The organism is Massilia sp. KIM, assembly GCF_002007115.1.
Lineage (GTDB): Bacteria > Pseudomonadota > Gammaproteobacteria > Burkholderiales > Burkholderiaceae_D > Telluria.
This window is the reverse complement of the sequence record NZ_MVAD01000001.1, coordinates 103,702-127,568: the sequence shown is the minus strand read 5'-3', so window position 1 is coordinate 127,568 and position 23,867 is coordinate 103,702. Positions and strand designations below refer to the sequence as shown.

The 23,867-nt window shown below is 66.3% G+C and carries 21 protein-coding genes; 1 reads left to right on the top strand and 20 read right to left on the bottom strand.

Going from position 1 to position 23,867, the window contains the following annotated elements; all coding sequences use genetic code 11:
• Nucleotides 1-2: 2 nt before the first annotated feature.
• On the bottom strand, nucleotides 3-1,214 hold the full coding sequence (locus B0920_RS00585) for an amino acid aminotransferase (protein ID WP_078030662.1): 1,212 nt from the start codon (nucleotides 1,212-1,214) through the stop codon (nucleotides 3-5).
• Between the two features lie 104 nt (nucleotides 1,215-1,318).
• Between B0920_RS00585 and uvrB the strand changes: the two genes are divergently transcribed.
• Entirely contained in the window at nucleotides 1,319-3,406 is a 2,088-nt protein-coding gene (gene uvrB / locus B0920_RS00580; RefSeq protein WP_078030661.1) for an excinuclease ABC subunit UvrB, read from the top strand.
• Between the two features lie 16 nt (nucleotides 3,407-3,422).
• On the opposite strand, the gene B0920_RS00575 is transcribed toward uvrB, so the two are convergent.
• The 19 genes from B0920_RS00575 to ndk all read right to left on the bottom strand — a co-directional run bounded on the left by B0920_RS00575 (nucleotide 3,423) and on the right by ndk (nucleotide 23,762).
• Nucleotides 3,423-3,890, bottom strand: a complete 468-nt coding sequence (locus B0920_RS00575) for an RES family NAD+ phosphorylase (protein ID WP_078030660.1) — start codon at nucleotides 3,888-3,890, stop codon at nucleotides 3,423-3,425.
• Nucleotides 3,891-3,966: 76 nt separating this feature from the next.
• Complete coding sequence (locus tag B0920_RS00570) at nucleotides 3,967-5,985, bottom strand: PAS domain-containing protein (protein ID WP_078030659.1); 2,019 nt, start codon at nucleotides 5,983-5,985, stop codon at nucleotides 3,967-3,969.
• Between the two features lie 99 nt (nucleotides 5,986-6,084).
• Nucleotides 6,085-6,681: a MarC family protein gene (locus B0920_RS00565; protein WP_078030658.1), complete on the bottom strand. Its 597-nt coding sequence runs from the start codon at nucleotides 6,679-6,681 to the stop codon at nucleotides 6,085-6,087.
• A 132-nt stretch (nucleotides 6,682-6,813) separates the two neighbouring features.
• Nucleotides 6,814-7,353 (bottom strand): phosphoribosyltransferase, encoded by a 540-nt coding sequence (locus tag B0920_RS00560; protein ID WP_078030657.1) that lies wholly within the window; start codon nucleotides 7,351-7,353, stop codon nucleotides 6,814-6,816.
• Nucleotides 7,354-7,381: 28 nt separating this feature from the next.
• Nucleotides 7,382-8,698 (bottom strand): adenylosuccinate synthase, encoded by a 1,317-nt coding sequence (locus B0920_RS00555; protein ID WP_078030656.1) that lies wholly within the window; start codon nucleotides 8,696-8,698, stop codon nucleotides 7,382-7,384.
• A gap of 3 nt (nucleotides 8,699-8,701) precedes the next feature.
• Nucleotides 8,702-9,856, bottom strand: coding sequence for an ATP phosphoribosyltransferase regulatory subunit (locus B0920_RS00550; protein ID WP_078030655.1), 1,155 nt, complete (start codon nucleotides 9,854-9,856; stop codon nucleotides 8,702-8,704).
• Nucleotides 9,857-10,256: 400 nt separating this feature from the next.
• Complete coding sequence (hflC, locus tag B0920_RS00545) at nucleotides 10,257-11,135, bottom strand: protease modulator HflC (protein WP_078030654.1); 879 nt, start codon at nucleotides 11,133-11,135, stop codon at nucleotides 10,257-10,259.
• Complete coding sequence (hflK, locus tag B0920_RS00540; protein WP_078030653.1) at nucleotides 11,136-12,437, bottom strand: FtsH protease activity modulator HflK; 1,302 nt, start codon at nucleotides 12,435-12,437, stop codon at nucleotides 11,136-11,138.
• Nucleotides 12,438-12,440: 3 nt separating this feature from the next.
• The gene (hflX, locus tag B0920_RS00535; RefSeq protein WP_078030652.1) at nucleotides 12,441-13,640 is read right to left on the bottom strand and encodes a GTPase HflX; all 1,200 of its coding nucleotides are present in this window, start codon (nucleotides 13,638-13,640) and stop codon (nucleotides 12,441-12,443) included.
• A gap of 32 nt (nucleotides 13,641-13,672) precedes the next feature.
• On the bottom strand, nucleotides 13,673-13,909 hold the full coding sequence (gene hfq / locus B0920_RS00530; protein WP_078030651.1) for an RNA chaperone Hfq: 237 nt from the start codon (nucleotides 13,907-13,909) through the stop codon (nucleotides 13,673-13,675).
• 140 nt (nucleotides 13,910-14,049) lie between these two features.
• Entirely contained in the window at nucleotides 14,050-15,393 is a 1,344-nt protein-coding gene (gene der / locus B0920_RS00525) for a ribosome biogenesis GTPase Der (RefSeq protein ID WP_078030650.1), read from the bottom strand.
• Between the two features lie 9 nt (nucleotides 15,394-15,402).
• Nucleotides 15,403-16,557 carry an outer membrane protein assembly factor BamB gene (gene bamB / locus B0920_RS00520; protein WP_078030649.1) on the bottom strand — a complete coding sequence of 385 codons (1,155 nt, stop codon included), beginning with the start codon at nucleotides 16,555-16,557 and terminating at the stop codon, nucleotides 15,403-15,405.
• Between the two features lie 84 nt (nucleotides 16,558-16,641).
• The gene (locus tag B0920_RS00515; RefSeq protein ID WP_078030648.1) at nucleotides 16,642-17,313 is read right to left on the bottom strand and encodes a tetratricopeptide repeat protein; all 672 of its coding nucleotides are present in this window, start codon (nucleotides 17,311-17,313) and stop codon (nucleotides 16,642-16,644) included.
• 59 nt (nucleotides 17,314-17,372) lie between these two features.
• Nucleotides 17,373-18,710: a histidine--tRNA ligase gene (gene hisS, locus B0920_RS00510; RefSeq protein WP_078030647.1), complete on the bottom strand. Its 1,338-nt coding sequence runs from the start codon at nucleotides 18,708-18,710 to the stop codon at nucleotides 17,373-17,375.
• A gap of 184 nt (nucleotides 18,711-18,894) precedes the next feature.
• Nucleotides 18,895-20,181, bottom strand: a complete 1,287-nt coding sequence (gene ispG / locus B0920_RS00505) for a flavodoxin-dependent (E)-4-hydroxy-3-methylbut-2-enyl-diphosphate synthase (RefSeq protein ID WP_078030646.1) — start codon at nucleotides 20,179-20,181, stop codon at nucleotides 18,895-18,897.
• A 14-nt stretch (nucleotides 20,182-20,195) separates the two neighbouring features.
• Nucleotides 20,196-21,266: a RodZ domain-containing protein gene (locus tag B0920_RS00500; protein WP_078030645.1), complete on the bottom strand. Its 1,071-nt coding sequence runs from the start codon at nucleotides 21,264-21,266 to the stop codon at nucleotides 20,196-20,198.
• A gap of 10 nt (nucleotides 21,267-21,276) precedes the next feature.
• The gene (gene pilW / locus B0920_RS00495) at nucleotides 21,277-22,077 is read right to left on the bottom strand and encodes a type IV pilus biogenesis/stability protein PilW (RefSeq protein WP_078030644.1); all 801 of its coding nucleotides are present in this window, start codon (nucleotides 22,075-22,077) and stop codon (nucleotides 21,277-21,279) included.
• Complete coding sequence (gene rlmN, locus B0920_RS00490; protein ID WP_078030643.1) at nucleotides 22,077-23,249, bottom strand: 23S rRNA (adenine(2503)-C(2))-methyltransferase RlmN; 1,173 nt, start codon at nucleotides 23,247-23,249, stop codon at nucleotides 22,077-22,079. Before rlmN ends, pilW begins: the two co-directional genes overlap by 1 nt.
• 87 nt (nucleotides 23,250-23,336) lie before the next feature.
• Nucleotides 23,337-23,762, bottom strand: a complete 426-nt coding sequence (gene ndk / locus B0920_RS00485; RefSeq protein WP_078030642.1) for a nucleoside-diphosphate kinase — start codon at nucleotides 23,760-23,762, stop codon at nucleotides 23,337-23,339.
• Between the last annotated feature and the right edge of the window lie 105 nt (nucleotides 23,763-23,867).

The window sequence follows — 23,867 nt, the reverse complement described above, 5'->3', positions numbered from 1 at the left end:
TTTTAGAGAACTTTGGCGACCGCGTCAACGACACGATCGATGTTCTTCGAGTTCAGCGCGGCCACGCAGATACGGCCGGTGTCCACCGCGTAGATCGACTGCTCGCGCAGTTTCCCGACCTGCTCCTTGGTCAGGCCGGAATACGAGAACATGCCCACCTGCTGGCGCACGAACTCGAAGTCGTGGCCCGGGGCCTTGGCCTTGAGCTTCTCGACCATCGCGCCGCGCATCTCGCGGATGCGCACGCGCATCGCGGCCAGTTCCTCTTCCCACAGCTGGCGCAGTTCCGGGGTCGACAGCACGGTGGCCACCACCTTGCCGCCGTGGGTCGGCGGGTTGGAGTAGTTGGTGCGCACCACGCGTTTCACTTGCGACATCACGCGCGCCGCTTCCTCGGCGCTGGTGGCGACGATCGACAGCGCGCCCACGCGCTCGCCGTACAGCGAGAAGGACTTCGAGAACGAGTTCGAGACCAGCAGCGGCATGCCGGTGTCGGCGAAGCGGCGCACCACGGCGCCGTCTTCGGCGATGCCATTGGCGAAGCCCTGGTAGGCCATGTCCAGGAAAGGCACCAGGCCGTTCGCGCGCACCACTTCGATCACCTGGGTCCACTCATCCTGGCTGAGGTCGGCGCCGGTCGGGTTGTGGCAGCAGGCGTGCAGCACCACCACCGAACCCTGCGGCATGTCCTTCAGGGCCGCCAGCATGCCGGCGAAATTCACGCCGCGGGTGCTCGGGTCGTAGTAGGTGTAGTTGTTGACGGTAAAGCCAGCGCCCTCGAACAGCGCGCGGTGGTTTTCCCAGCTCGGGTCGCTGATGTACACTTGCGCGCCCGGCAGGAAACGCTTGAGGAAATCGGCGCCGATCTTGAGCGCGCCGGTGCCGCCCAGGGCCTGCACGGTGATCGCACGCTTCTCTTGAATTACCGCGCTGTCGGCCCCAAATACGAGCTCTTGTACAGCCTTGTCGTAGCTTGCCAGACCGTCGATCGGGAGGTAGGTGCGCGGGGCTGGCTGCTCCATCAGCTTCGCTTCCGCCTTCTGCACGCATTGCAGCAGAGGAACCTTGCCATTGTCATCGTAGTAGACGCCCACGCCCAGGTTGATTTTCTCCGGGTTGGTGTCGGCGTTGAATGCTTCGGTGATGCCCAGGATCGGGTCGCGCGGGGCCATCTCAATGGCGCCGAAAAGGCTGGCAGAGGCAGTGGAAGTCATCGTGATAAACTGAATTGTCGGCTGGTTCGCAGCGGTTGTATAGACAGCGGCACAGGTGCTGCAGTGCCGCAAGCGGGCCACCATTCTAGCAAAGGTCTGAAAGTATGGCTGATTTATCCGTCGCAACATCCCCCGAACCGACCGTCATTACTTTCCCGAATTCCCCCTTCAAGCTGCACCAGCCCTTCCCGCCGGCGGGCGACCAGCCGACCGCGATCGAAGGCCTGATCGAGGGCATCGACGATGGCCTCATGTACCAGACCCTGCTGGGCGTGACGGGCTCGGGCAAGACCTACACGATGGCCAACGTGATCGCCCGCGCGGGCCGTCCGGCGATCGTGTTCGCCCCCAACAAGACGCTGGCGGCCCAGCTGTACGCGGAGTTCCGCGAGTTCTTCCCGCAGAACGCGGTCGAGTACTTCGTCTCCTACTACGACTACTACCAGCCAGAAGCCTACGTGCCGCAGCGCGACCTGTTCATCGAAAAGGACTCGTCGATCAACGAGCACATCGAGCAGATGCGCCTGTCGTGCACCAAGTCGCTGATGGAGCGGCGCGACGTGGTCATCGTGGCCACGGTGTCGGCGATCTACGGTATCGGTAATCCCAACGAATACCACAAGATGATTCTCACGCTGCGCCACAAGGACAAGGTGGCCCAGCGCGACATCATCGCGCGCCTGATCCAGATGCAGTACACGCGCAACGAGATGGACTTCGCGCGCGGCTCCTTCCGCGTGCGCGGCGACACCATCGACATCTTCCCGGCCGAACACGCCGAACTGGCGGTGCGGGTCGAGATGTTCGACGACGAGATCGAGTCGCTGCAGCTGTTCGACCCGCTCACGGGCCGGGTGCGCCAGAAGATCCCGCGCTTCACCGTCTACCCGGGTTCGCACTACGTGACCCCGCGCTCGACCGTGCTGCGCGCGGTGGAGTCGATCAAGGCCGAGCTGCGCGACCGCCTCGAGTTCTTCCGCAAGGAGAACAAGTTGATCGAGGAACAGCGCCTCGAGCAGCGCACCCGCTTCGACCTCGAGATGCTGGCCGAAGTCGGCTTCACCAAGGGCATCGAGAACTACTCGCGCCACCTGTCCGGATCGATGCCGGGCGAACCGCCGCCGACCCTGATCGACTACCTGCCCAAGGACGCGATCATGTTCATGGACGAGTCGCACGTGATGATCGGCCAGCTCAACGCGATGTACAACGGCGACCGTTCGCGCAAGGTCAACCTGGTCGACTACGGCTTTCGCCTGCCGTCGGCGCTGGACAACCGCCCGCTCAAGTTCCAGGAGTTCGAGGGCAAGATGCGCCAGACCATCTTCGTCTCCGCCACGCCCGCCGAGTACGAGAAGGAGCGCGCCGACAACGTGGTCGAGCAGGTGGTGCGCCCCACCGGCCTGGTCGACCCGCAAGTGATCGTGCGCCCCGCCCGCTCGCAGGTGGACGACCTGATGGGCGAGATCAACGACCGCATCGCCAAGGACGAGCGGGTGCTGGTCACCACGCTGACCAAGCGCATGGCCGAGCAGCTGACCGAATACCTGGGCGACCACGGCATCAAGGTGCGCTACCTGCACAGCGACATCGACACGGTGGAGCGGGTCGAGATCCTGCGCGACCTGCGCCTGGGCACCTTCGACGTCCTGGTGGGCATCAACCTGCTGCGCGAAGGCCTGGACTTGCCGGAGGTGTCGCTGGTGGCGGTGCTGGACGCCGACAAGGAAGGCTTCCTGCGTTCCGAGCGTTCGCTGATCCAGACCATCGGCCGCGCGGCGCGTAACCTGAACGGCGTGGCGATCCTGTACGCGGACCAGATCACCGATTCGATGAAGCGCGCGATCGACGAGACCGAGCGCCGGCGCGCCAAGCAGATCGCCTTCAACGAGGCGAACGGCATCACGCCGAAGGGTGTGCAGAAGAAGATCAAGGAAATGATCGACGGCGTGTACAGCGCCAATGCCCAGCGCGAGATGCTGCAGGAGGCGAAGGAAACCGCGAAGGTCGAGTCGATGAGCGAGAAGCAGATCGGCAAGGAGATCAAGCGGCTCGAGAAGCTCATGGTCGATCACGCCAAGAACCTCGAGTTCGAAAAAGCGGCCCAGGTGCGCGACCAGCTGCACGTGCTCAAGCAGCAGGCCTTCGGCGCGCCGGGGGCGGACAACGTGGTCTCGATCCTGGGCAAGTGATCGCCCGGGCCGGCCGTCAGCGCGACGGCCGGTCGAACATCCGCGGATCGAAGCTGAAGGACCTGAGGATGCTGAACTTCACCTGTTCATAGGCCGGATGCTCCGGATTGATGACCAGGTTGACGCCCTCGCGCACGATTACCGAAGGCACGCGCATGTAGAGATGCTTGCAGTCCTTGAGGAAGTTGGTCCCGAAGCTCGCCGCGCTCCCGGCGTCCTCGAGGTCGTCCCAGCCATTGGGCAGGCAATGCGCCGGCATGTCCACGCCCAGCCCCGGGTCGTCGGGCAGGTCGATCGCCACCAGCACCAGCGAAGGATCGTCGCCCTCCGTGTGCACGAAGGTCTCCAGCACCGCCAGTTCCACCGTCGTCGCGGCGTACAAGGCCGCGCAGCCCTCCTGGTGCCAGTGCCCTCCGCTCTTCCTGGCGCCCTCGCAGCTGCGGTCGAGCGCCGCGTCCTCGATTGCAATTCTCCAGCTTCTCATATGACCGGTTCCCGGGGTTCGTCGTCGGAACCAGCATACACCGCGCGCCCCGCCGGGCCGCGCACGCGTCAAAGTCTCAGCGCCGGCGCGCCTTCACCTCTTCCAGCAGCGCAAGCAGTCGACTCAGGTCGGCCGGCTTGACCATGTGGTGGTCGAAGCCCGCGTCCTGCGCGCGCCGCAGGTCGTCCGGCTGACCGTAGCCGGTGAGCGCCACCAGCACGGTCTTGGCCGCCTCCGGCATCGCCTTCATCCGGCGCGCCAGCTCGTGGCCGTCGATGTCGGGCAGGCCGATGTCGAGCAGGGTCACGTCGGGACGCTCGGCCGCCGCCCGCGCCAGCGCGCCCTGGCCGTCGTACTCGACGCTCACCCGGTGGCCGCTCAGCTCCAGCAGGGTCGCCAGCATCTGGGCTGCGTCGGCGTTGTCGTCCACGAGCAGCACGCGCACGCCGGCGCCTTCCGAGGGCGCCGCAGCCTCGGCCGCGGGCGCGGCGGGCTGCGGCTGCGCCAGCAGGGGCAGGCGGATCACGAACTCGCTGCCCTTGCCCGGCCCTTCGCTGTGCGCCTCGACGCTGCCGCCGAGCAGCACGACCAGGCTCTTGACCAGGGCCAGTCCGATGCCCAGCCCGCCCTGCGAACGGTCGGGCGTGCGCTCGGCCTGGGTGAACAGGTCGAAGATGTAGGGCAGCACCTGGCGGTCGATGCCCTGTCCGTTGTCGCGCACCTTGATCACCACGCACTCGTCCTCGACCCCCGCCTGCAGCAGGATCCGCCCACCGGGCGCCGTGTACTTGGCCGCGTTGTTGAGGATGTTCGACAGCACCTGGATCAGGCGCGTGCGGTCGCCCGCCACATGCAGCGGCTCCGACGGCAGTTCGGTGCGTAGCTGGTGCTGGCGCGCGTCGATCAGCGGCCGCACCTGCTCCACCGCCTCCCGCACGATGGCCTTCACTTCGAGCTCCTCGCGCGCGATCTCGACCAGGCCGCGCGTGACGCGCGAGACGTCCAGCAGGTCGTTCACCAGGTCGGTCATGTGCTCGGCCTGGCGCGCGATGATGTCGCTGGCGCGGCGCACCGCCGCCTCGTCCAGGCTGCCGCGCTGCAGCAGCTGGGCCGCGGTGGTGATCGGGGCCAGCGGGTTGCGCAATTCGTGGGCCAGCATCGCCAGGAACTGGTCCTTCTGGCGGTTGGCGGCGCGCAGCTCGTCCTCCACGCGCTTGCGCGCGGTGACGTCGCTGCCCTCGACGAAGATGCCGGCCACCTCGCCCTTGTCGTCGCGGAAGGGCTGGTAGACGAAGTCGATGTAGCGCTCTTCCAGCGGCGCGCCCGGCTCGCGCTGGATGCGCAAGGGGACGTCGTGGCCGACGAAAGGCTCGCCCGAGCGGTAGACCTGGTCGAGCAGCTCGAAGAAGCCCTGCCCCGTCACCTCGGGCAGCGCCTCGCGCGCGCTTTTGCCCACCAGTTCGCGCCGGCCGATCAGCTCGATGTAAGAGCGGTTGGTGAGCTCGAACACGTGGTCGGGGCCGCGCAGCACGGCGATGATGCCGGGGGCCTGCTCGAACAAGGCCATCAGGCGCCCGTTCTCCTCCTCGCGATAGCGTTCGGCCAGCACCTCGGCGGTGGTCTCCACGCAGGCGCAGAACATGCCGGCCACGGTGCCGCCCTCGTCGCGCACCGGCGAGTACGAGAAGGTGAACCAGGTGTCTTCGTCATAGCCGTGGCGGCGCATGCGCAAGGGCAGCCGGTCCATGTAGGTGGCCTCGCCCTTGAGCGCGCGCACGATCAGGGGATGGATGTCGTCCCAGATCTCGGCCCAGATGTCGTGGAAGCGCCGGCCGAGCGCGGCGGGGTGTTTTTCGCCCAGGATGAGCGCGTAGGAATCGTTGTACAGGAAGCCGAGCTCCGGCCCCCAGGCCACGAACATCGGAAACTTGGAGTTGAGCATCAGGCCGACCACGGTGCGCAAGGCCTGTGGCCAGGCGCGCGGATGCCCGAGCGGCGACTGCGACCAGTCGTGGGCGCGCATCATGGCGCCCATCATGCCGCCGCCGCTGAGGAAGGGCAGCCATTCTGAAGGGATCGCGTGTTCCTGTTTCATTCTTTTAATGTTCAGGTGGACGACGCGTGACCGCGCCAGCCGCAGTGTGCCAGATTTCCCGGCAACCCTTCCGCACGGCTGGCGGCGTCAATACGGCGGCTACAGGGTCTTGACGAACTCGCGGATGCCGCCAAGCAGCATTTCGATCGACATCGCGGTCAGGATCAGGCCCATCAGGCGCTCGAAGGCGGTCATGACCTGGGGGCCGAGCTTGGCCTGCAGGCGCTCGGCGCTCAGGAACACGACCAGCCAGACCACGCCCACCGCCGCCAGCGCGGCCACGTGCACCATGGTGTCCGACAGGCTCGTCGAGCTGAACAGCAGCACGGTGGCCAGGGCCGAGGGTCCCGCCAGGGCCGGGATCGCCAGCGGCACGATGAAGGGCTCGCCATGCTCGCTGCGTCCCAGCACGCCGTCCGGGTGGGGGAAGATCATGCGGATCGCAATCATCAGGAGGATCACGGCGCCGCCGATGCGCAGGGCGATCGGCGACAGGTGCAGCGCTTCGAGGAAGTGCTGGCCGAAGAACATGAAGACCAGCAGCAGCAGGAAGGCGATCGCGCATTCGCGCACCACGATGCGCGGGCGGCGCTGGACCGGCACGTCCTTGAGGGCAGCGGCGAACAGGGGAACGTTGCCGAAGGGGTCGGTTACGAGGATGAGCAGGATGAAGGTCTGGAAGAAGCTTTGGGTCATGGATTCTTATTGTTGGTTTACCCGGCGGATGGGTGCCTGCATCTTACCAGAGGGCCGAGAAATTTCGCCCCAGAAATAAAAACGGGAGCGGACCTGCGCCCGCTCCCGTTTCGTGCCGGATGCACCCGGGGATTACTTCTCGAACTTCTTCATCCACGCCGCCAGCTGGTGCGGGCGCAGGCCGTCGTAGTCTTCGAAGGGCTGGTGGATCCACGGATTGTGCGGCAGGTCTTCCAGGTGATAGTCCGGCTTGAACGCCGAGGTGCCCTTGACCCAGATGACGGCCGATTTGACCTCGGTGACGTCCGGGTAGTTGGCCTGCAGGTGCTCGCGCACCTTTTGCAGGGTCACGCCGGAATCGGCCAGGTCGTCGACCAGCAGGATGCGGCCGGCCAGCGGGCCCTTGGTCATCGTCATGTACTTGGCGATGTCCAGGTTGCCCTGCTTGGTGCCGGCTTCTTCGCGGTAGGAGCTGGTCGACAGGATCGCCAGCGGCACGTCGAAGATGCGCGAGATCACGTCGCCCGGGCGCACGCCGCCGCGCGCCAGGCACAGCACCATGTCGAATTTCCAGTTCGACTCATAGACCTTCAGGGCCAGGCGCTCGACCAGGCGGTTGTAGTCGTCCCACGATACCCAGAGGTCCTTGTCGGTCGATGCAGGGGTGTTCATTTCAGGCTATTCCTATTCTTATGGATGCTTAGGCCGCGAACGGGTGGCGCAGCACGATGGTTTCTTCGCGGTCCGGGCCGGTCGACACCATGTCGATCGGGATGCCGACCAGTTCTTCGATGCGCTTGATGTAGGCGCGCGCGTTGGCCGGCAGCTCGTCCATCGACTTGGCGCCGACGGTGCTTTCCTTCCAGCCCGGCATTTCTTCGTAGACCGGCTGGCACAGCGCGGCTTCCTCGGCGCCGACCGGGAAGATGTCGACGTCGCGGCCGTCGATCTTGTAGCCGGTGCAGAGCTTGAGCGACTCCAGGCCGTCCAGCACGTCCAGCTTGGTCAGGCACATGCCCGACACGCCGTTGATCTGGACCGAGCGGCGCAGCAGCGCGGCGTCGAACCAGCCGCAGCGGCGCGCACGGCCGGTGACGGTGCCGAACTCGTGGCCCACGCGCGAGAGGTGCTCGCCGACGCCCTGGTCGGTCGGCAGCTCGGCCGGGAACGGGCCCGAGCCGACGCGGGTGGTGTAGGCCTTGGTGATGCCCATGATGTAGTGCAGCATGCCCGGACCCACGCCGGCGCCGGCGGCGGCATTGCCGGCCACGCAGTTGGACGAGGTCACGAAGGGATAGGTGCCGTGGTCGACGTCCAGCAGCGAGCCCTGGGCGCCTTCGAACAGCAGATTGCCGCCGGCCTTGTGGGCGGCGTACAGGGCCGAGGACACGTCGCCGACCATCGGGCGCAGGCGCGGCACCAGGGCCATCGCGTCGTCGAAGGTCTGCTGGAAGTCGATCGCTTCGCCGCCCAGGTAGTTGACCAGCACGAAGTTGTGGTACTCGAGGTTTTCCTTCAGCTTCTCGGCGAAGCGGGTCTCGTTGAGCATGTCGGCGATGCGGATCGCGCGGCGCGCCACCTTGTCTTCGTAGGCCGGGCCGATGCCCTTGCCGGTGGTGCCGATCTTGTTCTCGCCGCGCTTGGCTTCGCGCGCCTTGTCGATGGCGACGTGGTAAGGCAGGATGACCGGGCAGGCTTCCGAGATCATCAGGCGCGACACGACTTCGACGCCGGCGGCGGCCAGCTTGTCGATCTCGCGCAGGACGTCGGGGACCGAGACCACCACGCCGTTGCCGATGTAGCAGGCCACGCCTTCGCGCATGATGCCCGAGGGGATCAGCTGCAGCGCGGTCTTCTGGCCCTTGATCACCAGGGTATGGCCCGCGTTATGGCCGCCCTGGAAGCGCACCACGCCGGCGGCGTGGTCGGTCAGCCAGTCGACGATCTTACCCTTGCCCTCGTCGCCCCACTGGGTGCCGATGACGACGACGTTCTTTGCCACGTTAGTATTTGACATCACTTAACCTAAGTTTTTGAGAATCCAATTTCCGTTTTCGAGGACGAGCACGCGGTCGCACTCGAACTCGTCCTGAACATTGTCGTGACCCGGCATGCTCTGGATCACGACTTCGCCTGCCTTGCGCAGGTCAGCGATTTTTTCGCGCAGTTCCGGGGCATTGCCCCAGGGCGCGCGGATGGAGTGCTTGCGCTCCGCGGTCGGCAGGAGGCGCGCCAGCTCGCGCAGGTCGAGCGAGAAGCCGGTCGCCGGGCGCGCGCGGCCGAAGGCCTCGCCCACGTGGTCGTAGCGGCCGCCGCGCGCCACCGCGTTCGGCAGGCCCGGCACGTAGAGGGCGAACATGGCGCCGCTCTCGTACTGGTAGCCGCGCAGGTCGGCCAGGTCGATGGCGACGTCGGCACGGCCGAGGGCGGAACCGGCCAGCGCGGCCAGCTCGGCCAGCGCGCGGGTGATGCCCGGCATCTGGGGCAGCACGTCCTTGGCCTTGGCCAGCACCTCGATGTCGCCGTAGAGCTGGGGCAGCGCCAGCAGGGCCTTGCGGGTCTGCGGGTAGTAGTTGACCGAGATCTCGTCGATGCCGGCGGTGTCCTTGGCGCGCAGCAGCGTATAGAGCTGGGCTTCGTCGCGGCGCGCTGCGGCGTCCTCGGCCAGCAGGGTGCGCAGCACGCCGGCGTGGGACAGGTCCAGGCGCACCTCGGTGAAGCCGGCCAGGGCCAGCGAGCCGAGGGCCAGTTCCTGGATCTCGGCATCGGCCTCGAGGCCGGCATGGCCGTAGATCTCGGCGCCGATCTGGACCGGCTCGCGGGTCGCGTGCAGGCCCGAGGGACGGGTATGCAGGACCGAGCCGGCGTAGCACAGGCGGGTGACGCTGTCGCGGTTGAGCAGGTGGGCGTCGATGCGCGCCACCTGGGTGGTCATGTCGGCGCGCAGACCGAGCAGGCGGCCGGAGAGCGGGTCGACGACCTTGAAGGTCCGGACTTCGGTATCCTGCCCTGCCCCGGCCAGCAGCGACTCGACGTACTCGAGCAGGGGCGGCATGACCAGCTCGTAGCCATACAGCCGGAAGTTGTCGAGCATCAATCGGCGCAATTCCTCGATCTTGCGCGCTTCGGACGGCAAGACGTCGGCTATGTTCTCAGGCAAAAGCCAGTTCGGCATGGGCAACGGCGTAGTGGGAGTGTTGTTCTTCATGGCGGCAGCAGGCGTGCCGACGCACGGCGCAAGCGCCGAATCGACAATTTTACCTGAAAATGGGTGGGAGCAGGCGAGGAATGCTGGCTTGACAGCTGTCTGGTTGGCAATTTGCCACGATAGACAAGTTGGTGGTTTGCTTACTTTGGGGTGCGGGGACGGGTCAACATTGCGGGACGAACTTGGGTCCCCGCCTGCGCGGGGACGACGGTCTTAAGGCTTGCGTCACCAATCGCAATATCTGATGCGACGCGGCGCAGGCTATCACCCGCAACCCCAAAACGTCGTCCCCGCGCAGGCGGGGACCCAAGTTTGCTTGAAGACCCGCTGCGCCCGCCCCACCCTCAGGACCGGCGCAGCGCCTCACTTACTTCCCGCCGCCACCCGGCTGCTTGAAGTACTTGAAGAACTCCGAATTCGGATCCACCACGAGCACATCGTTGCGATCCTTGAAGCTGGCGCGGTAAGCCTCCAGCGAACGGTAGAACTTGGCGAACTCCGGGTTCTTCCCGAAGGCATCGGCATAGATCACCGAGGCCTTGGCGTCGCCGTCACCCTTGATCTTCTCGGCCTCGCGGAAGGCTTCGGCGATGATCACGGTGCGCTGGCGGTCGGCGTCGGCGCGGATCTGCTCGGACTCGGCGGCGCCGGTCGAACGCAACTCGTTGGCCACCCGCACGCGCTCGGCGCGCATGCGCTCGTACACCGAGTTGTTGATCTGCTCGATGTAGTCGACGCGCTTGAGGCGCACATCGACGATGCCCACGCCGATCTCCTTGGCTTCGGCCACCACCTTCTGCTGCACCGCCGCCATCACGGCGCCGCGCTCGCCCGAGATCACTTCGCGCACGGTGCGCTTGGTGATCTCGTCGTTCAGGGCCGCCTTGACGATCTGCGACATGCGGTCGCGTGCGCGGCCTTCGTCGCCGCTGAAGCTGATGTAGTACAGGCGCGGGTCGATGATGCGCCACTTGACGAAGGCATCCACCAGGATGTTCTTCTTCTCGGCCGTGATGAAGCGGTCGGCGTCCGGCGTGTCGAGGGTCAGGATGCGCTTGTCCAGGTAGATCACGTTCTGGAACGGCGGCGGCAGCTTGAAGTGCAGGCCCGGCTCGACGATCACGTCGCGCACCTGGCCCAGGGCGAACACGATGGCGAAGCGGCGCTGGTCGACCACGAACACGGTCGAGGACAGCAGCATCAGGGCGATGAAGCCCGCCACGAAAAGAGTTACGAGGCGGTTCATTTAACGGCTCTCCCGGTCACGTGAAGAATCGCGGCTGCGCTCGTCGCGCTGGCGCACGCTGTCCATGGCTTGGGTCACTTCGGGCGAAGGCTGGGACGACAGGCTCTGTCCGCCCTGCACCTGCACCGGACCCGACTTGCCGCCCACCGCGGCGTCGTTGGCCGCGGCCTGGGCGATCAGCTTGTCCAGCGGCAGGTAGATCATGCCGTTGTTGTTGCGCGTGTCGAGCATGACCTTGGTGGTGCTGGTGAAGATCTGCTGCATGGTGTCGATGTACATGCGGTCGCGGGTGACGGCCGGCGCCTTGGCGTAGGCCCCCACCACCTGGTTGAAGCGGGAGGCGTTACCGGTGGCGTTCTCGACCACCATGGAGCGGTAGGCTTCGGCGTCCTGCAGCAGGCGGAAGGCCTGGCCGCGCGCCTGCGGGATCACCTGGTTCGCGTAGGCCTCGCCCTCGTTGCGGGCGCGGGCGCGGTCCTGGCCGGCGCGCACGGCGTCGTCGAAGGCGCTCTGCACCTGCTCCGGCGGCTGCACCGCCTGCATGGTCACGTTGGTGATCAAGGCGCCGAGCGCGTAGCGGTCGACGATCTTCTGCATCATCGCGTGCACGTCGACCGCGACCTTCTCGCGGCCCTCGTACAGCACGAAGTCCATCTTGCTCTTGCCGACCACTTCGCGGATCGCGGTCTCGGCGACCTGGCGCACGGTCTCGTCCTGGTCACGGTTGTTGTACAGCCAGGAAACCGGGTCCTTCAGGGTGTACTGCACCGCGAACTGGATGTCGATGATGTTCTCGTCGTCGGTGAGCATCAGCGATTCTTGCGGCTGCTTGTTGCGCACGTTGGCGCGGTAGCCGATCTCGGCGGTGCGGATGCCCGAGACGTTGACCGTCTCGTGCGCCTGGAAGGGATAGGGCCAGCGCCAGTTGAAGCCGGCGCTAGTGGTGTGGCTCAGCCTGCCGAAGGTGGTGACCACCCCGACCTGGCCTTCCTGGACGATGAAGGCGCCGCTGGCCAGCCAGATCAGCCCGACGATGAAGGCGACCACGCCGGCGGTGACGCCGGCGCCGCGCATGTCGCCGCGGCCGGGCGCGCCGCCACCGCCGTCACCGCCATTGCCGCGGTTGCCGAACATGCGGTTCAGGCGGGCGTTGAAGTCGCGCCAGAGTTGATCGAGGTCGGGCGGCCCCTCCCCCGGACGACGGCCCTCCTGGGCCTTGCGGTCGTCGTCGGGGTTGCGGCCCCAACGCGGATCGTTCAGCGACATTTTGATGCCGAGACGTTTTAGTAAAGAAACAAGCATAGGCTAGTGTGGCCCGTGATGGGTGGAAGTTGGCATATTATCGGCAGGACCGCCCAGGACGCCGCCCACCGACGGCTCTCCCTGTGCGAAATTCAGGACGGAGTCCTGCGCTTCATTGGTATCGCCCGGACCAGGTCCGGCCAGGGCCGCTTCGACCACCGCGTCACGCAGCAAGTCGAGTCCGGCGCCTGTATGGGCACTGATGAAAACGCGGCTGATCTTATCATATTCATCACGCTCGACCCCGGGCTCCAGCCCGGCCGCGTCGATCTTGTTCCAGACCAGGATCTGGGGCACGTGATCGGCGCCGATCTCGCGCAGCACTTCGTTGACCTGCTCGATCTGCTCCATGCGCACCGGCGAATTGCCGTCGACCACGTGCAGCAGCAGGTCGGCGTGGATGGTTTCCTCGAGCGTGGCGCGGAAGGCCGCCACCAGCTGGTGCGGCAGTTCGCGCACGAAGCCGACGGTGTCGGAGATGACCACGCTGCCCACCTCGTCGCCCAGGTAGAGGCGGCGGCTGGTGGTGTCCAGGGTCGCGAACAGCTGGTTCGCAACATACACCCCGGCCTTGGTCAGCGTATTGAACAGGGTCGACTTGCCGGCATTGGTATAGCCGACCAGCGACACCGAGAAAGTCTGGTTGCGTCCGCGCGCGCGGCGCTGGGTCTCGTGCTGCTTGCGCAGCTTGGTCAGGCGGGTGCGCAGCATCTTGACCCGTTCGCCGATCAGGCGGCGGTCGGTCTCGAGCTGGGTTTCGCCGGGGCCGCGCAGGCCGATACCGCCCTTTTGGCGTTCAAGGTGGGTCCAGCCGCGGATCAGGCGCGTGGCCAGGTGCTGCAACTGGGCCAGCTCGACCTGCAGCTTGCCCTCGTGGCTCTTGGCGCGCTGGGCGAAGATGTCGAGGATCAGGCTGGTGCGGTCGACCACCCGGATGCCGAGGCGGCGCTCCAGGTTGCGCTGCTGGGCGGGAGAAAGCGCGTGGTTGAAGATGACGATGTCGATGCGTTCGGCCTTGGCGGCCGTCGCGATCTCGTCGGCCTTGCCGCTGCCGACGAAATGCGCGGGATCGGGGCTGGCGCGCTTCGCCGTGATCGTGGTGATCGGTTCGGCGCCGGCGGAACGCGCAAGCAGCGACAGCTCTTCCAGGCTGGCGGTGAAGTCGCCAGCGCCAAAATCGATGCCGACCAGCGCTGCGCGCATGGTGGTAGTGCCGGGGGCGTCAGCCATCGGCCTTACTCGGCTTCGTTGTCGAGGTTAAGATTGACGGCGCGAGCCGGCACGACGGTGGAAATGGCATGCTTGTAGACCATCTGGGTCACGGTATTACGAAGCAGGACGACATACTGGTCGAAAGACTCGATGTGGCCCTGCAGCTTGATGCCGTTGACCAGGTAAATGGAGACGGGGACGTGCTCCTTGCGCAAGGCGTTGAGGAATGGGTCTTGTAACAGTTGCCCTTTGTTGCTCATGACAGCTCCGTAATGTTGTTGTAGTTAAAAGTTTGAGGCACTTTGCCAGATTTCAAGTGTTAAGGCGACATTCCGCTATGGCGAATGAAAGCCCTGAGCTACTGTAACCTGTTTTGCCACTTTTTGTCGTACTGCTACGGCTATTTCTGTTCCTTGGCGAACGGGTTCTTCCCGCTCTTGAGTTCGATGCGCAGCGGCGTTCCCACCAGGTTGAAGGTATCGCGGAAATGCTTCTCGAGGTAGCGCTTGTAGGGCTCGGTGACGCCGTCCAGCGCATTGCCGTGGATGACGATGATGGGCGGGTTCTGGCCGCCCTGGTGGGCGTAGCGCATCTTGGGACGGGTACTGCCCTTGCGCTTCGGCTCCTGCTTTTCGATCGCCTCCTGCAGCGCGCGGGTAAGGCGCGGGGTGGACAGGTTGGCGGTGGCGGCGGCATAGGCGGAGTCGACCGACTTCATCAGTTGGGTGATGCCGGTGCCTTTCAGTGCCGAGATGAAATGGGTCTTGGCAAAGGACAAGAAGTCGAGCTTGCGGTCCAGATCGATCTTGACCTGGTCGCGCTGGTCCGACTGCAGGCCGTCCCACTTGTTGACGGCGACCACGAGCGCCCTGCCCGCTTCCAGGATGAAACCGGCGATGTGGGCATCCTGCTCCGAAATATCTTGCTGCGCATCCAGCAGAAGGATGACCACGTTGGCGTCCGAGATCGACTGCATGGTCTTGACCACGGAGAACTTCTCGATGGCCTCGAAGACCTTGCCGCGGCGGCGGATGCCGGCGGTGTCGATCAGGGTATAGGCCTTGCCATCGCGCTCGAAGGGCACCTCGATCGAGTCGCGGGTGGTGCCCGGCATGTCGAAGGCGATCACGCGCTGCTCGCCGACCAGGGTGTTGATCAGGGTCGACTTGCCGACGTTGGGACGGCCGACGATGGCGATCTTGACGCCGCGGTCGGCCTTTTCCAGCTCCTCGGCGTCTTCCGGACGCTGCTCGAAGGCGATGTCCAGGGCTTCGCGCACCAGGTCGTGCACGCCGTCGCCGTGGGCGGCGGAGATCACGTAGGGGTCGCCCAGGCCGAGCTCGTAGAAGTCGGCCGTGACCGAGGTGTACTTCATGCCCTCGGATTTGTTGACCACCAGCATGACCTTGCGGCCGGTCTTGCGCAGGTAATCGGTGATGGTCTTGTCGTGCGGAGTCAGGCCCTGGCGGCCGTCCACGATGAACACGACCACGTCGGCCTCGGCCACGGCCTGGCGCGTCTGGAGCGCCATTTCGTGCATGATGCCTTCCTTGGCGACCGGTTCGAAACCGCCCGTGTCGATGACCAGGAAGGGACGTTCCCCAATCCGCCCTTCGCCGTAGTGGCGGTCGCGGGTCAGGCCAGGGAGGTCGGCCACGAGCGCGTCGCGCGAACGGGTCAGGCGATTGAACAGGGTCGACTTCCCGACGTTGGGACGACCTACGAGTGCGATTACCGGCTTCATGTAGTTATTCTATTCGACCGCGATGGCGGCCACAGTTCCATTTTGTGTTTGAAAAATCAGGTTCGTGCCTGCCACCAGCGGCGTGCCCACGATGGGGCTGCCGTCGGTGGCGGCGCGCGCCAGGAATGCGCCGTCCTCGCGCGACAGGAAGTGCACGATGCCTTCGTAGTCGCCGACCGCCACGGCGCGGCCGTAGGACAGCGGGGTTGAGAGACGGCGGAAGGACAGCTTGTCGTTCTTCCAGACCGAGGCGCCGGTGTCGCGCGCGAAGGCGTGCAGCGCACCCTTGTCGTCGGGCGCGAACACGAAGCGCTGGTCGACCGCCACGCCCACTTCGGACGAGAGGTCGCGGGTCCAGCGCGGGGCGCCGGTGGTGATGTCGAAGCAGCCCACGCGGCCCTGGTAGGACACGGCGCAGACGTCGTTCTCGAACAGCACCGGAGCGCCGCCGATGTCGGTCACGCGCTCCAGTTCGGTGGCGCCACGGGCCACGCCCACCTCGACGTCCCAGCGCGGCGCGCCGGTGGCGAGGATGAGCGAGGACAGCTTGCCGCCCGGCTGGGCCACGATGACGTCGCTGCCGGCCACGATGATGCCCGGCGCGTTGCGCAGGGTCAGCGGCGGCGCGACCTTCTGCACGGTCCACTTCTTGTCGCCGGTCTTGGCGTCGACGCCGACGATGCGGTTGTCGAGCGAGCGCGCGACCACCACGCCCTGGGCCACCGCCGGCGGCGACAGCAGTTCGCTCGACAGCTGGGTCTTCCACAGCGCCTTGCCATCCATGTCGAAGGCCAGCAGCATGCCGTCCTGGCCGCCGACCACGATCAGGTTGCCGTCGGTGCCGACGCCGGCGGTCAGGTCCATGCCGGCCTTGATGCGCCAGACGACGCGGCCGCTGGCCGCCTCGACGCGCGCGATGTCGCCGTTGCCGCCCGCCACCACCACGGTGTTGCCGGTCAGCGCGGGCGAGAACTGGTTGCCCTGGGACTTGCCGATGTCGAGCTTCCAGGCGGTGCGCACCGCCATCGTGCCCTTCAGTTCCACCAGCTTGGCCGGCTGGTCGCCCTTCGGCTTGGAGGCGAAGGGATTGAGCGAGCTAAGGGTCGAGCAGCCGGTCATCAGGGCCAGCACACCTACACCAACGAGCTTCCTGCTAATACGCATATTCTTTTACCTTGTTCCTGGACTATAAGGACGCAAGGCCCGCGCACGCCGGGCGGCGTGCGCGGGCCATCTCAACGTGAGGCTTTATGCAGCGGCTGCGGGCGCTGCGGCTTTCGCTTCTTCCGGGGCGGTGCCGCCGATGGCTTCCAGCTTGATCTGCACCAGCTGGCGGCCCGGATTGTCCTTGCTCATCGCGGCCAGCGCGGCGACATAGGCCTGACGCGCCTCGGCGATCTTGTTCTGGGCGACCAGCACGTCGCCCTTGCGGTCGTTGACCTCGGCGGCGAACTCCGGCAGGAACTCGCCACCCAGCAGCTTGAGCGCCTCGTCGTAAGCTTTCTCGTCCAGCAGCACGCCCGCCAGGCGCAGCTTGGCGATCGACTTGTACTCGTCGTTGCCCTTGTCGGCCACCCACTGCAGCTGCGCCTTGGCGCTCTTGAGGTCGTTGGCCTCGAAGGCGGCCTTGGCGGCGCCCAGCGCGGCCATCTGGGCGTAGACGGTGCCCTCGTATTCCTTGCGCATGTCGGCGACGATGCGCTGGACCTTGGCGTTGTCGTTGGCGCCCAGGGCTTCCTGCAGCTGGTCGTAGAGGGCCGAGGCTTCGGCGCCCTGCTTGCGCTGGTGATTGGTCCAGAAGTTATAGGCGGCGTAGGAGCCGAGCGCCAGGATCAGCACCCAGGTGATGATGTTGCCGTATTTGGACCAGAATGCCTTGAAGGTCGCTATCTGTTCCTGTTCTTCGAGATCGTATGCCATTGTGTCGTTCGTTGTTCTGGTGGATGGATCGGGTGCCGCCTGCTGCCTTGCCTGCTGTCTTACGGGTGGTAATGCACGTGGTCGTGATCGTGGTCGTGGCCGCCGACGATCTGGTCGACCAGGTGGTCGACCACGTTTTCGAGGGCCACGGTTTCCTGCTGCTGTTCGCCGGCCTCGCCGCGCAGCGACTTGACGGCCGCCACGCCCTGCGCGACCTCGTCCTCGCCGATGATGACCGCGAACGCGGCGCCGCTGGCGTCGGCCTTCTTCATCTGGCTCTTGAAGCTGCCCACGCCGCTCGGCGTTGCGCAATGTAACACAACATCCAGGCCGGCATCCCGGATCCGCTCAGCCAGGGTGAAGGCCAGCATCTGCGCTTCCTCGCCCTGGTGGACCATGTAGACGTCGCACTGGCCAGGCGCGGCCGGCTCGCCCATCGCCTTCATCAGCTCGATGATGCGTTCCATGCCCATCGCGAAGCCGACCGCCGGGGTCGCCTTGCCGCCGAGCTGCTCGATCAGCGGGTCGTAGCGGCCGCCGGCGCAGATGGTGCCCTGCGCGCCCAGTTCGTCGGTGACCCACTCGAACACGGTGCGGTTGTAGTAGTCCAGGCCGCGCACCAGGCGCGGGTTGACCGTGTACTGGATCGCGTTGCGGTCGAGGATCTTCTTGAGGCCCTCGAAGTGGGCCAGGGACTCCTCGCCCAGGTAGTCGAGCAGGCGCGGGGCGCCGCCGACCATCTCCTGCATCGCCGGGTTCTTGGTGTCCAGGATGCGCAGCGGGTTGGCGTGCAGGCGGCGCTTGGCTTCGGCGTCCAGCAGGTCCTCATGGCGCTCGAAGTAGGCGATCAGGTCGGCGCGGTGGCGGTTGCGCTCCTCGGCGTTGCCGATCGAGTTCAGTTCCAGGCGCACGTTCTCGATGCCCAGGTCGTCCCACAGGCGGCGGCACAGCATGATCAGTTCGGCATCGATGTCCGGGCCCGAGAAGCCGAAGGCTTCGGCGCCGAACTGGAAGAACTGGCGGTAGCGGCCGCGCTGCGGACGCTCGTGGCGGAACATCGGGCCCTTGTACCAGAGGCGCTTGGGACCATCGTAGGCCAGGTTATGCTCGAGCACCGCGCGCACCGCGCCGGCCGTGCCTTCCGGGCGCAGGGTCAGCTGGTCGCCGTTCATCGAATCGGTGAAGGAATACATCTCCTTCTCGACGATGTCGGTGACGGCGCCGATGGCGCGCGCGAACAGCTTGGTTTCCTCGACGATCGGGGTGACGATCTTCTGGTAGCCGTAGCTCTTGAGGATGGTCTCGGTGGTGTTCTCGAACAGTTCCCACAGCGGAGCATCGCCGGGGAGGATGTCGTTCATGCCTTTGATGGCGACGATTTTTTCTGGTTTGGACATAGTGTTAGCCTCTGTACCGTCGTCCCCGCGCAGGCGGGGACCCAAGTTTTCCAGCGCAGTCGGACTGCTTGCAGACCGGCTGCGCGGGCGAACTTGGGTCCCGGCCTGCGCCGGGACGACGTGCGGGTGGCGCGGGCCATGTTCGGCATGACCGCTGCGCATCCGCGTTATCTATCGCATTATTTTATGGTGCCACTGCCTCGCGGCCGTAATTCTTCTTCACGTAATCCAGCACGATGGTCTTGAACTCCTCGACGATGCGCTCGCCGCGCAGAGTCGCGAACTTCTGGCCGTCGACGAACACCGGCGCGGCCGGCGATTCGCCGGTGCCGGGCAGGCTGATGCCGATGTTGGCGTGCTTCGATTCGCCCGGCCCGTTGACGATGCAGCCCATCACGGCCACGTTCATCGCCTCCACGCCCGGGTAGGTCTTCTTCCACTCCGGCATCTGCTCGCGCAGGAAGGTCTGGATGTCGTCGGCCAGTTCCTGGAACACGGTCGAGGTGGTGCGGCCGCAGCCCGGGCAGGCGATCACCATCGGGGTGAACTTGCGCAAGCCCATGGTCTGCAGGATCTCCTGGCCGACCACCACTTCCTTGCTGCGGTCGCCGCCCGGTTCCGGGGTCAGCGAGATGCGGATGGTGTCGCCGATGCCTTCCTGGAGCAGCACCGAGAGCGCGGCGGTCGAGGCCACGATGCCCTTGCTGCCCATGCCGGCTTCGGTCAGGCCCAGGTGCAGCGGGTAGTCGCAGCGGCGCGCCAGCTCGCGGTAGACCGCGATCAGATCCTGCACGCCCGACACCTTGCACGACAGGATGATCTTGTCGCGCGCCAGGCCCACCTCTTCGGCGCGCACGGCGTTCTCGATGGCCGAGGTGATCAGGGCTTCGTACATCACGGCCTGGGCGCTCCAGGGCTGGGCGCGCGAAGCGTTTTCGTCCATGATGCGGGCCAGCAGCGACTGGTCCAGGCTGCCCCAGTTGACGCCGATGCGCACCGGCTTGTCGTACTTCGCCGCGATCTCGATCATCTGGGCGAACTGGGTGTCGCGCTTGGCGCCCTGCCCCACGTTGCCCGGGTTGATGCGGTACTTCGACAGCGCCTGCGCGCACTCGGGATAGTCGCGCAGCAGCAGGTGGCCGTTGTAGTGGAAGTCGCCCACCAGCGGCACGTCGACCTCCATGCGGTCGAGCTGCTCGCGGATGGCCGGCACGGCGGCCGCGGCTTCCGGCGTGTTCACGGTGATGCGCACGATCTCGGAACCGGCGCGCGCCAGTTCCTTGACCTGGATCGCGGTGCCGATCACGTCGGCGGTGTCGGTGTTGGTCATCGATTGCACCACCACCGGCGCGTCGCCGCCGACCCAGACCTGGCGCTGGCCGTGGGCGACCAGCACCTTGCGGCTGGCGCGGCGCGCGAGCGGACCGGAAGGGATCGGTTCGGGGATGCAGGCTTCGTTCATCGAATTCATGGGCTCAGTCCGGATTATTTCAGGGCCACGCGCGAGATGGTCTTGCCCGGCACCTGGGGCAGCGCCACGCTGGCGCCGCGCAGGGTCGCGCTCACGCCGTTGGGTGCGCCGACCACCAGGTTGACCGGCTCGTTGACCTCGACGGTCTCGGTGCTGCCGGCCTTGACCAGGCGCGAGAGCAGCGGGCGGCCGCCCTTGGCGGGACGCACTTCGATCCAGGAATCCTCGCGCACGTTCAGCACCAGGCTGTTGGCGCCGGCGGCAGCCGGCGCTGCGGCGGCCGGAGCCGCGGTAGCCGGGGCGGCGCCGGCCGGTGCTGCGGCGGCCAGCGTCCCTGCTGCCGGCGCCACGCCGGCCGGAGCGGTGGCGGCCACCGGCGACACGCCGGGGGTCGCGGGCGCCACGGCGGCGCCCGGCGTGCCGGTGACCGGCGCCGGGGTGCCCGTCGCCGGCGCGGCCGGGGCGGCGGCGCCAGGTGCTGCCGGGGCAGCCTCGCCTGCCGGCGCCGGCACCGAGATCAGCGGCACCGCAGGGTTGTGCACCGGCTCCTGGGTCGTGCCCGGGGTGGCCGGGCCGGCCGGATTCTCGAGCACGGTCACGCCGTCGGCCGGATTCGCATCCTCGGCCTGGCGGTTACCCGGGAACACGCCCAGCTGCCAGGCGGCGGCCGCGGCGCCGGCGACCACCACCACGGCGGCGATCCAGCCCAACGGCAGGCGGTTGCGCTTGCCGCCGATCGGGAAGCGGGTCTCGTTGAAGGCGGCCGGGCGCTGTTCGCGGCGCGCCATCGGGGCGCCGGCCTGGGCTTGCGGCGGCATGTTCAGTTCGATCATCGACACCAGCGGGGCGGCATCGATCTTGAGCAGCTTGGCGTAGGCGCGCACGAAGCCGCGGGTCACGGCCGGGCTCGGGAGCGACGCGTAGTCGCCGGCTTCGATCGCCACCACCTGGCGCGGCGCCAGCTTGAGCTGGTCGGCCACCTGCTCCACGGTCCAGCCCATCGCTTCGCGCTGGGCCTGCAGGGTCTTGCCCGGGACTCCCGACTGGTTCTCCGGGCTGCCCGGCTGGTCTGCGTGCTCGTTCATTGTCCTTGTCTCACTCATCGAATGCCCCGCGCTCGAACGCGGCGTACTCAGGCGAACCGGGGAAACGTCGCCGCAGCTGCGCGGCGAAGCTCGCTTCATGCGTCCGGTCGCCCAGCTTGCGCTGCACCCGCATGGCCAGCCACAGCACGTCGGCCGGCAGCGTGTCGAGTTGCGCCGTATCGGTCAGGCGGTTAATGAAAAAATTGGCGCGGCCGTAGTCGCGCCGCTCGAAGTAGACCCGTGCCAGGCCCGCATTGGTGGCCTGCAGGTCGGGATTCAGCCGCAGGGCGTCGAGCAGGTAGCGCTCGGCCGCGTCCAGGTTGCGGTTCTTGATGCTGCACACCCCCGCGTTCACGAGGGCGCTCACCGGCGTGCCGTAGGCCGGATTGCGAATGGCCGCGTCCAGGTAGGGCATGGCCTGGGCCGGCTTGTTCAGCGACTGGCACAGGAAGGCGCCGTAGTTGTTCGACAGGTCCGGGTTGCCGGGCGCGATGCGCAGGGCCTGCCGGTAGTTCTCGTCGGCCAGGGGTAGCTGGCCCATGGACGTGTAGATCAGGGCGCGCAGGCCGTAGGCCTCGGCGTAGTCCGGGTGGATCGCGATCGCCTGCTTGACCTCGTCGAGGGCGATGTCGTACTTGCCGTCCTGGTAGTAGCCGACCGCCAGCTGCACGCGGATGGCCGCGCGCTTTTCCGCCGCGGTCTGGTCCGAGGCGGTCTTGAGTTCGCCGCCGGACTGGCCGCCAGGCGCGGCGCAGGCGGCCAGCAGCACGGCGGCCAGTGCGGCGACGACCGGGCGGGCGGCGCGCCGCATCAGGATGGAATCTCCACGATGCGGCCGAAATCGGCGCCGAACTTCTTCTGGTACTCGGCCATCTTTTCCATGCGCTGGGCGACGCGGGTGCGGTCCTGCACCTCGCCGGCCAACTGGCCGCAGGCGGCGTCGATGTCGTCGCCGCGGGTCTTGCGCACGGTGGTCACGATGCCGGCGTCCATCAGGACCTGGGCGAAGGCCTTGATGCGCGGGTTCTTCGAGCGGGTCAGGCCCGATTCCGGGAAGGGATTGAAGGGAATCAGGTTGAACTTGCAGTTCACGCCCACCACGGGGTCGTTGACCAGGGCGATCAGCTCGCGCGCATGCTCGTCGCTGTCGTTGTAGCCGTCGAGCATGCAGTATTCAAAGGTGATGAAGTCGCGCGGGGCGAACTCGAGGTAGCGCTTGCACGCGGCCATCAGCTCGCGCAGCGGGTACTTCTTGTTGAGCGGCACCAGCACGTCGCGCAGCGCGTCGTTGGAGGCGTGCAGCGACACGGCCAGGGCCACCGGCACGTCCTGGGCCAGCTTGTCGATGTTGGGCACGACGCCCGAGGTCGACAAGGTCACGCGGCGGCGCGACAGGCCGTAGGCGTTGTCGTCCAGCATCATCTTGAGCGCGGTGACGGTCGGTTCGTAGTTCAGCAGGGGCTCGCCCATGCCCATCATCACCACGTTGGTGATCTGGCGCTCGCCCTTGGGGCCGGGCTCGATGCCCTTGGTCTTGCGCAGCTCGAACTCGGCCATCCACAGCTGGCCGATGATCTCGGCCACGGTCAGGTTGCGGTTGAAGCCCTGCTTGCCGGTGGAGCAGAAGCGGCAGTTGACGGCGCAGCCGGCCTGGGTCGAGATGCACAGGGTGCCGCGGTTCTCTTCCGGGATGAACACGGTCTCGACGGCGTTGCCGTTGCCCACGTCGACCAGCCACTTGCGGGTGCCGTCGGCGGAGGTGTGGTCGCTGATGATGCCGGGTGCGCGGATCTCGGCGCGGGTCTTGAGTTTCTCGCGCAGCGACTTGGCCAGGTCGGTCATGGCGTCGAAATCGCCCGCCCCGAACTGGTGGATCCAGCGCTGCAGTTGCTTGGCACGGAACGGCTTCTCACCCAGCTCGGCGCAATACGCGACGAGTTGCGCGGGATCGAAGTCCAGCAGGTTGGTGAGGGTCGTTGTCATGTCAAAATATCCTTTGTTTCAATTTCCCGCCAGCCGAGGGGGCCGGCGGGTTACTCGTCGGTGCCGGGGAACGTTGCCCCGCGCCGATTAACGCGAGTAGACGTTCAGTGCCGGGAAGAAATAAGCGATTTCGACGGCGGCGGTCTCGGCGGCGTCCGAACCGTGCACGGCGTTGGCGTCGATCGAGTCAGCGAAGTCGGCGCGGATGGTGCCGGCGTCGGCCTTCTTCGGGTCGGTGGCGCCCATCAGTTCGCGGTTCTTGGCAATCGCGCCTTCGCCTTCCAGCACCTGGATCATGACCGGGCCCGAGACCATGAAGTCGACCAGATCCTTGAAGAACGGGCGGGCAGCGTGCACCGCGTAGAAACCTTCTGCTTCGGCGCGCGACAGCTGGGCCATGCGGGCGGCAACGATCTTCAGGCCAGCGCCTTCGAAACGGCTATAGATTTGGCCGATCACGTTTTTTGCAACTGCGTCCGGTTTGATGATCGACAGGGTGCGTTCGATTGCCATTGTAAAAACTCCAGTTAAATGTAAGGTTAGAATCGAGAAACTCGTTAGAACGTTGCTAAGATCTTCGGAACTCAATCAACCTTTAATTTTAGCATACATCCCCCA

Bases quoted from the DNA above. Each gene is read 5' to 3' on its own strand.
- B0920_RS00585 (WP_078030662.1), bottom strand. From the start codon at position 1,214: ATGACTTCCACTGCCTCTGCCAGCCTTTTCGGCGCCATTGAGATGGCC.
- uvrB (WP_078030661.1), top strand. From the start codon at position 1,319: ATGGCTGATTTATCCGTCGCAACATCCCCCGAACCGACCGTCATTACT.
- B0920_RS00575 (WP_078030660.1), bottom strand. From the start codon at position 3,890: ATGAGAAGCTGGAGAATTGCAATCGAGGACGCGGCGCTCGACCGCAGC.
- B0920_RS00570 (WP_078030659.1), bottom strand. From the start codon at position 5,985: ATGAAACAGGAACACGCGATCCCTTCAGAATGGCTGCCCTTCCTCAGC.
- B0920_RS00565 (WP_078030658.1), bottom strand. From the start codon at position 6,681: ATGACCCAAAGCTTCTTCCAGACCTTCATCCTGCTCATCCTCGTAACC.
- B0920_RS00560 (WP_078030657.1), bottom strand. From the start codon at position 7,353: ATGAACACCCCTGCATCGACCGACAAGGACCTCTGGGTATCGTGGGAC.
- B0920_RS00555 (WP_078030656.1), bottom strand. From the start codon at position 8,698: ATGTCAAATACTAACGTGGCAAAGAACGTCGTCGTCATCGGCACCCAG.
- B0920_RS00550 (WP_078030655.1), bottom strand. From the start codon at position 9,856: ATGCCGAACTGGCTTTTGCCTGAGAACATAGCCGACGTCTTGCCGTCC.
- hflC (WP_078030654.1), bottom strand. From the start codon at position 11,135: ATGAACCGCCTCGTAACTCTTTTCGTGGCGGGCTTCATCGCCCTGATG.
- hflK (WP_078030653.1), bottom strand. From the start codon at position 12,437: ATGCTTGTTTCTTTACTAAAACGTCTCGGCATCAAAATGTCGCTGAAC.
- hflX (WP_078030652.1), bottom strand. From the start codon at position 13,640: ATGCGCGCAGCGCTGGTCGGCATCGATTTTGGCGCTGGCGACTTCACC.
- hfq (WP_078030651.1), bottom strand. From the start codon at position 13,909: ATGAGCAACAAAGGGCAACTGTTACAAGACCCATTCCTCAACGCCTTG.
- der (WP_078030650.1), bottom strand. From the start codon at position 15,393: ATGAAGCCGGTAATCGCACTCGTAGGTCGTCCCAACGTCGGGAAGTCG.
- bamB (WP_078030649.1), bottom strand. From the start codon at position 16,557: ATGCGTATTAGCAGGAAGCTCGTTGGTGTAGGTGTGCTGGCCCTGATG.
- B0920_RS00515 (WP_078030648.1), bottom strand. From the start codon at position 17,313: ATGGCATACGATCTCGAAGAACAGGAACAGATAGCGACCTTCAAGGCA.
- hisS (WP_078030647.1), bottom strand. From the start codon at position 18,710: ATGTCCAAACCAGAAAAAATCGTCGCCATCAAAGGCATGAACGACATC.
- ispG (WP_078030646.1), bottom strand. From the start codon at position 20,181: ATGAATTCGATGAACGAAGCCTGCATCCCCGAACCGATCCCTTCCGGT.
- B0920_RS00500 (WP_078030645.1), bottom strand. From the start codon at position 21,266: ATGAACGAGCACGCAGACCAGCCGGGCAGCCCGGAGAACCAGTCGGGA.
- pilW (WP_078030644.1), bottom strand. From the start codon at position 22,077: ATGCGGCGCGCCGCCCGCCCGGTCGTCGCCGCACTGGCCGCCGTGCTG.
- rlmN (WP_078030643.1), bottom strand. From the start codon at position 23,249: ATGACAACGACCCTCACCAACCTGCTGGACTTCGATCCCGCGCAACTC.
- ndk (WP_078030642.1), bottom strand. From the start codon at position 23,762: ATGGCAATCGAACGCACCCTGTCGATCATCAAACCGGACGCAGTTGCA.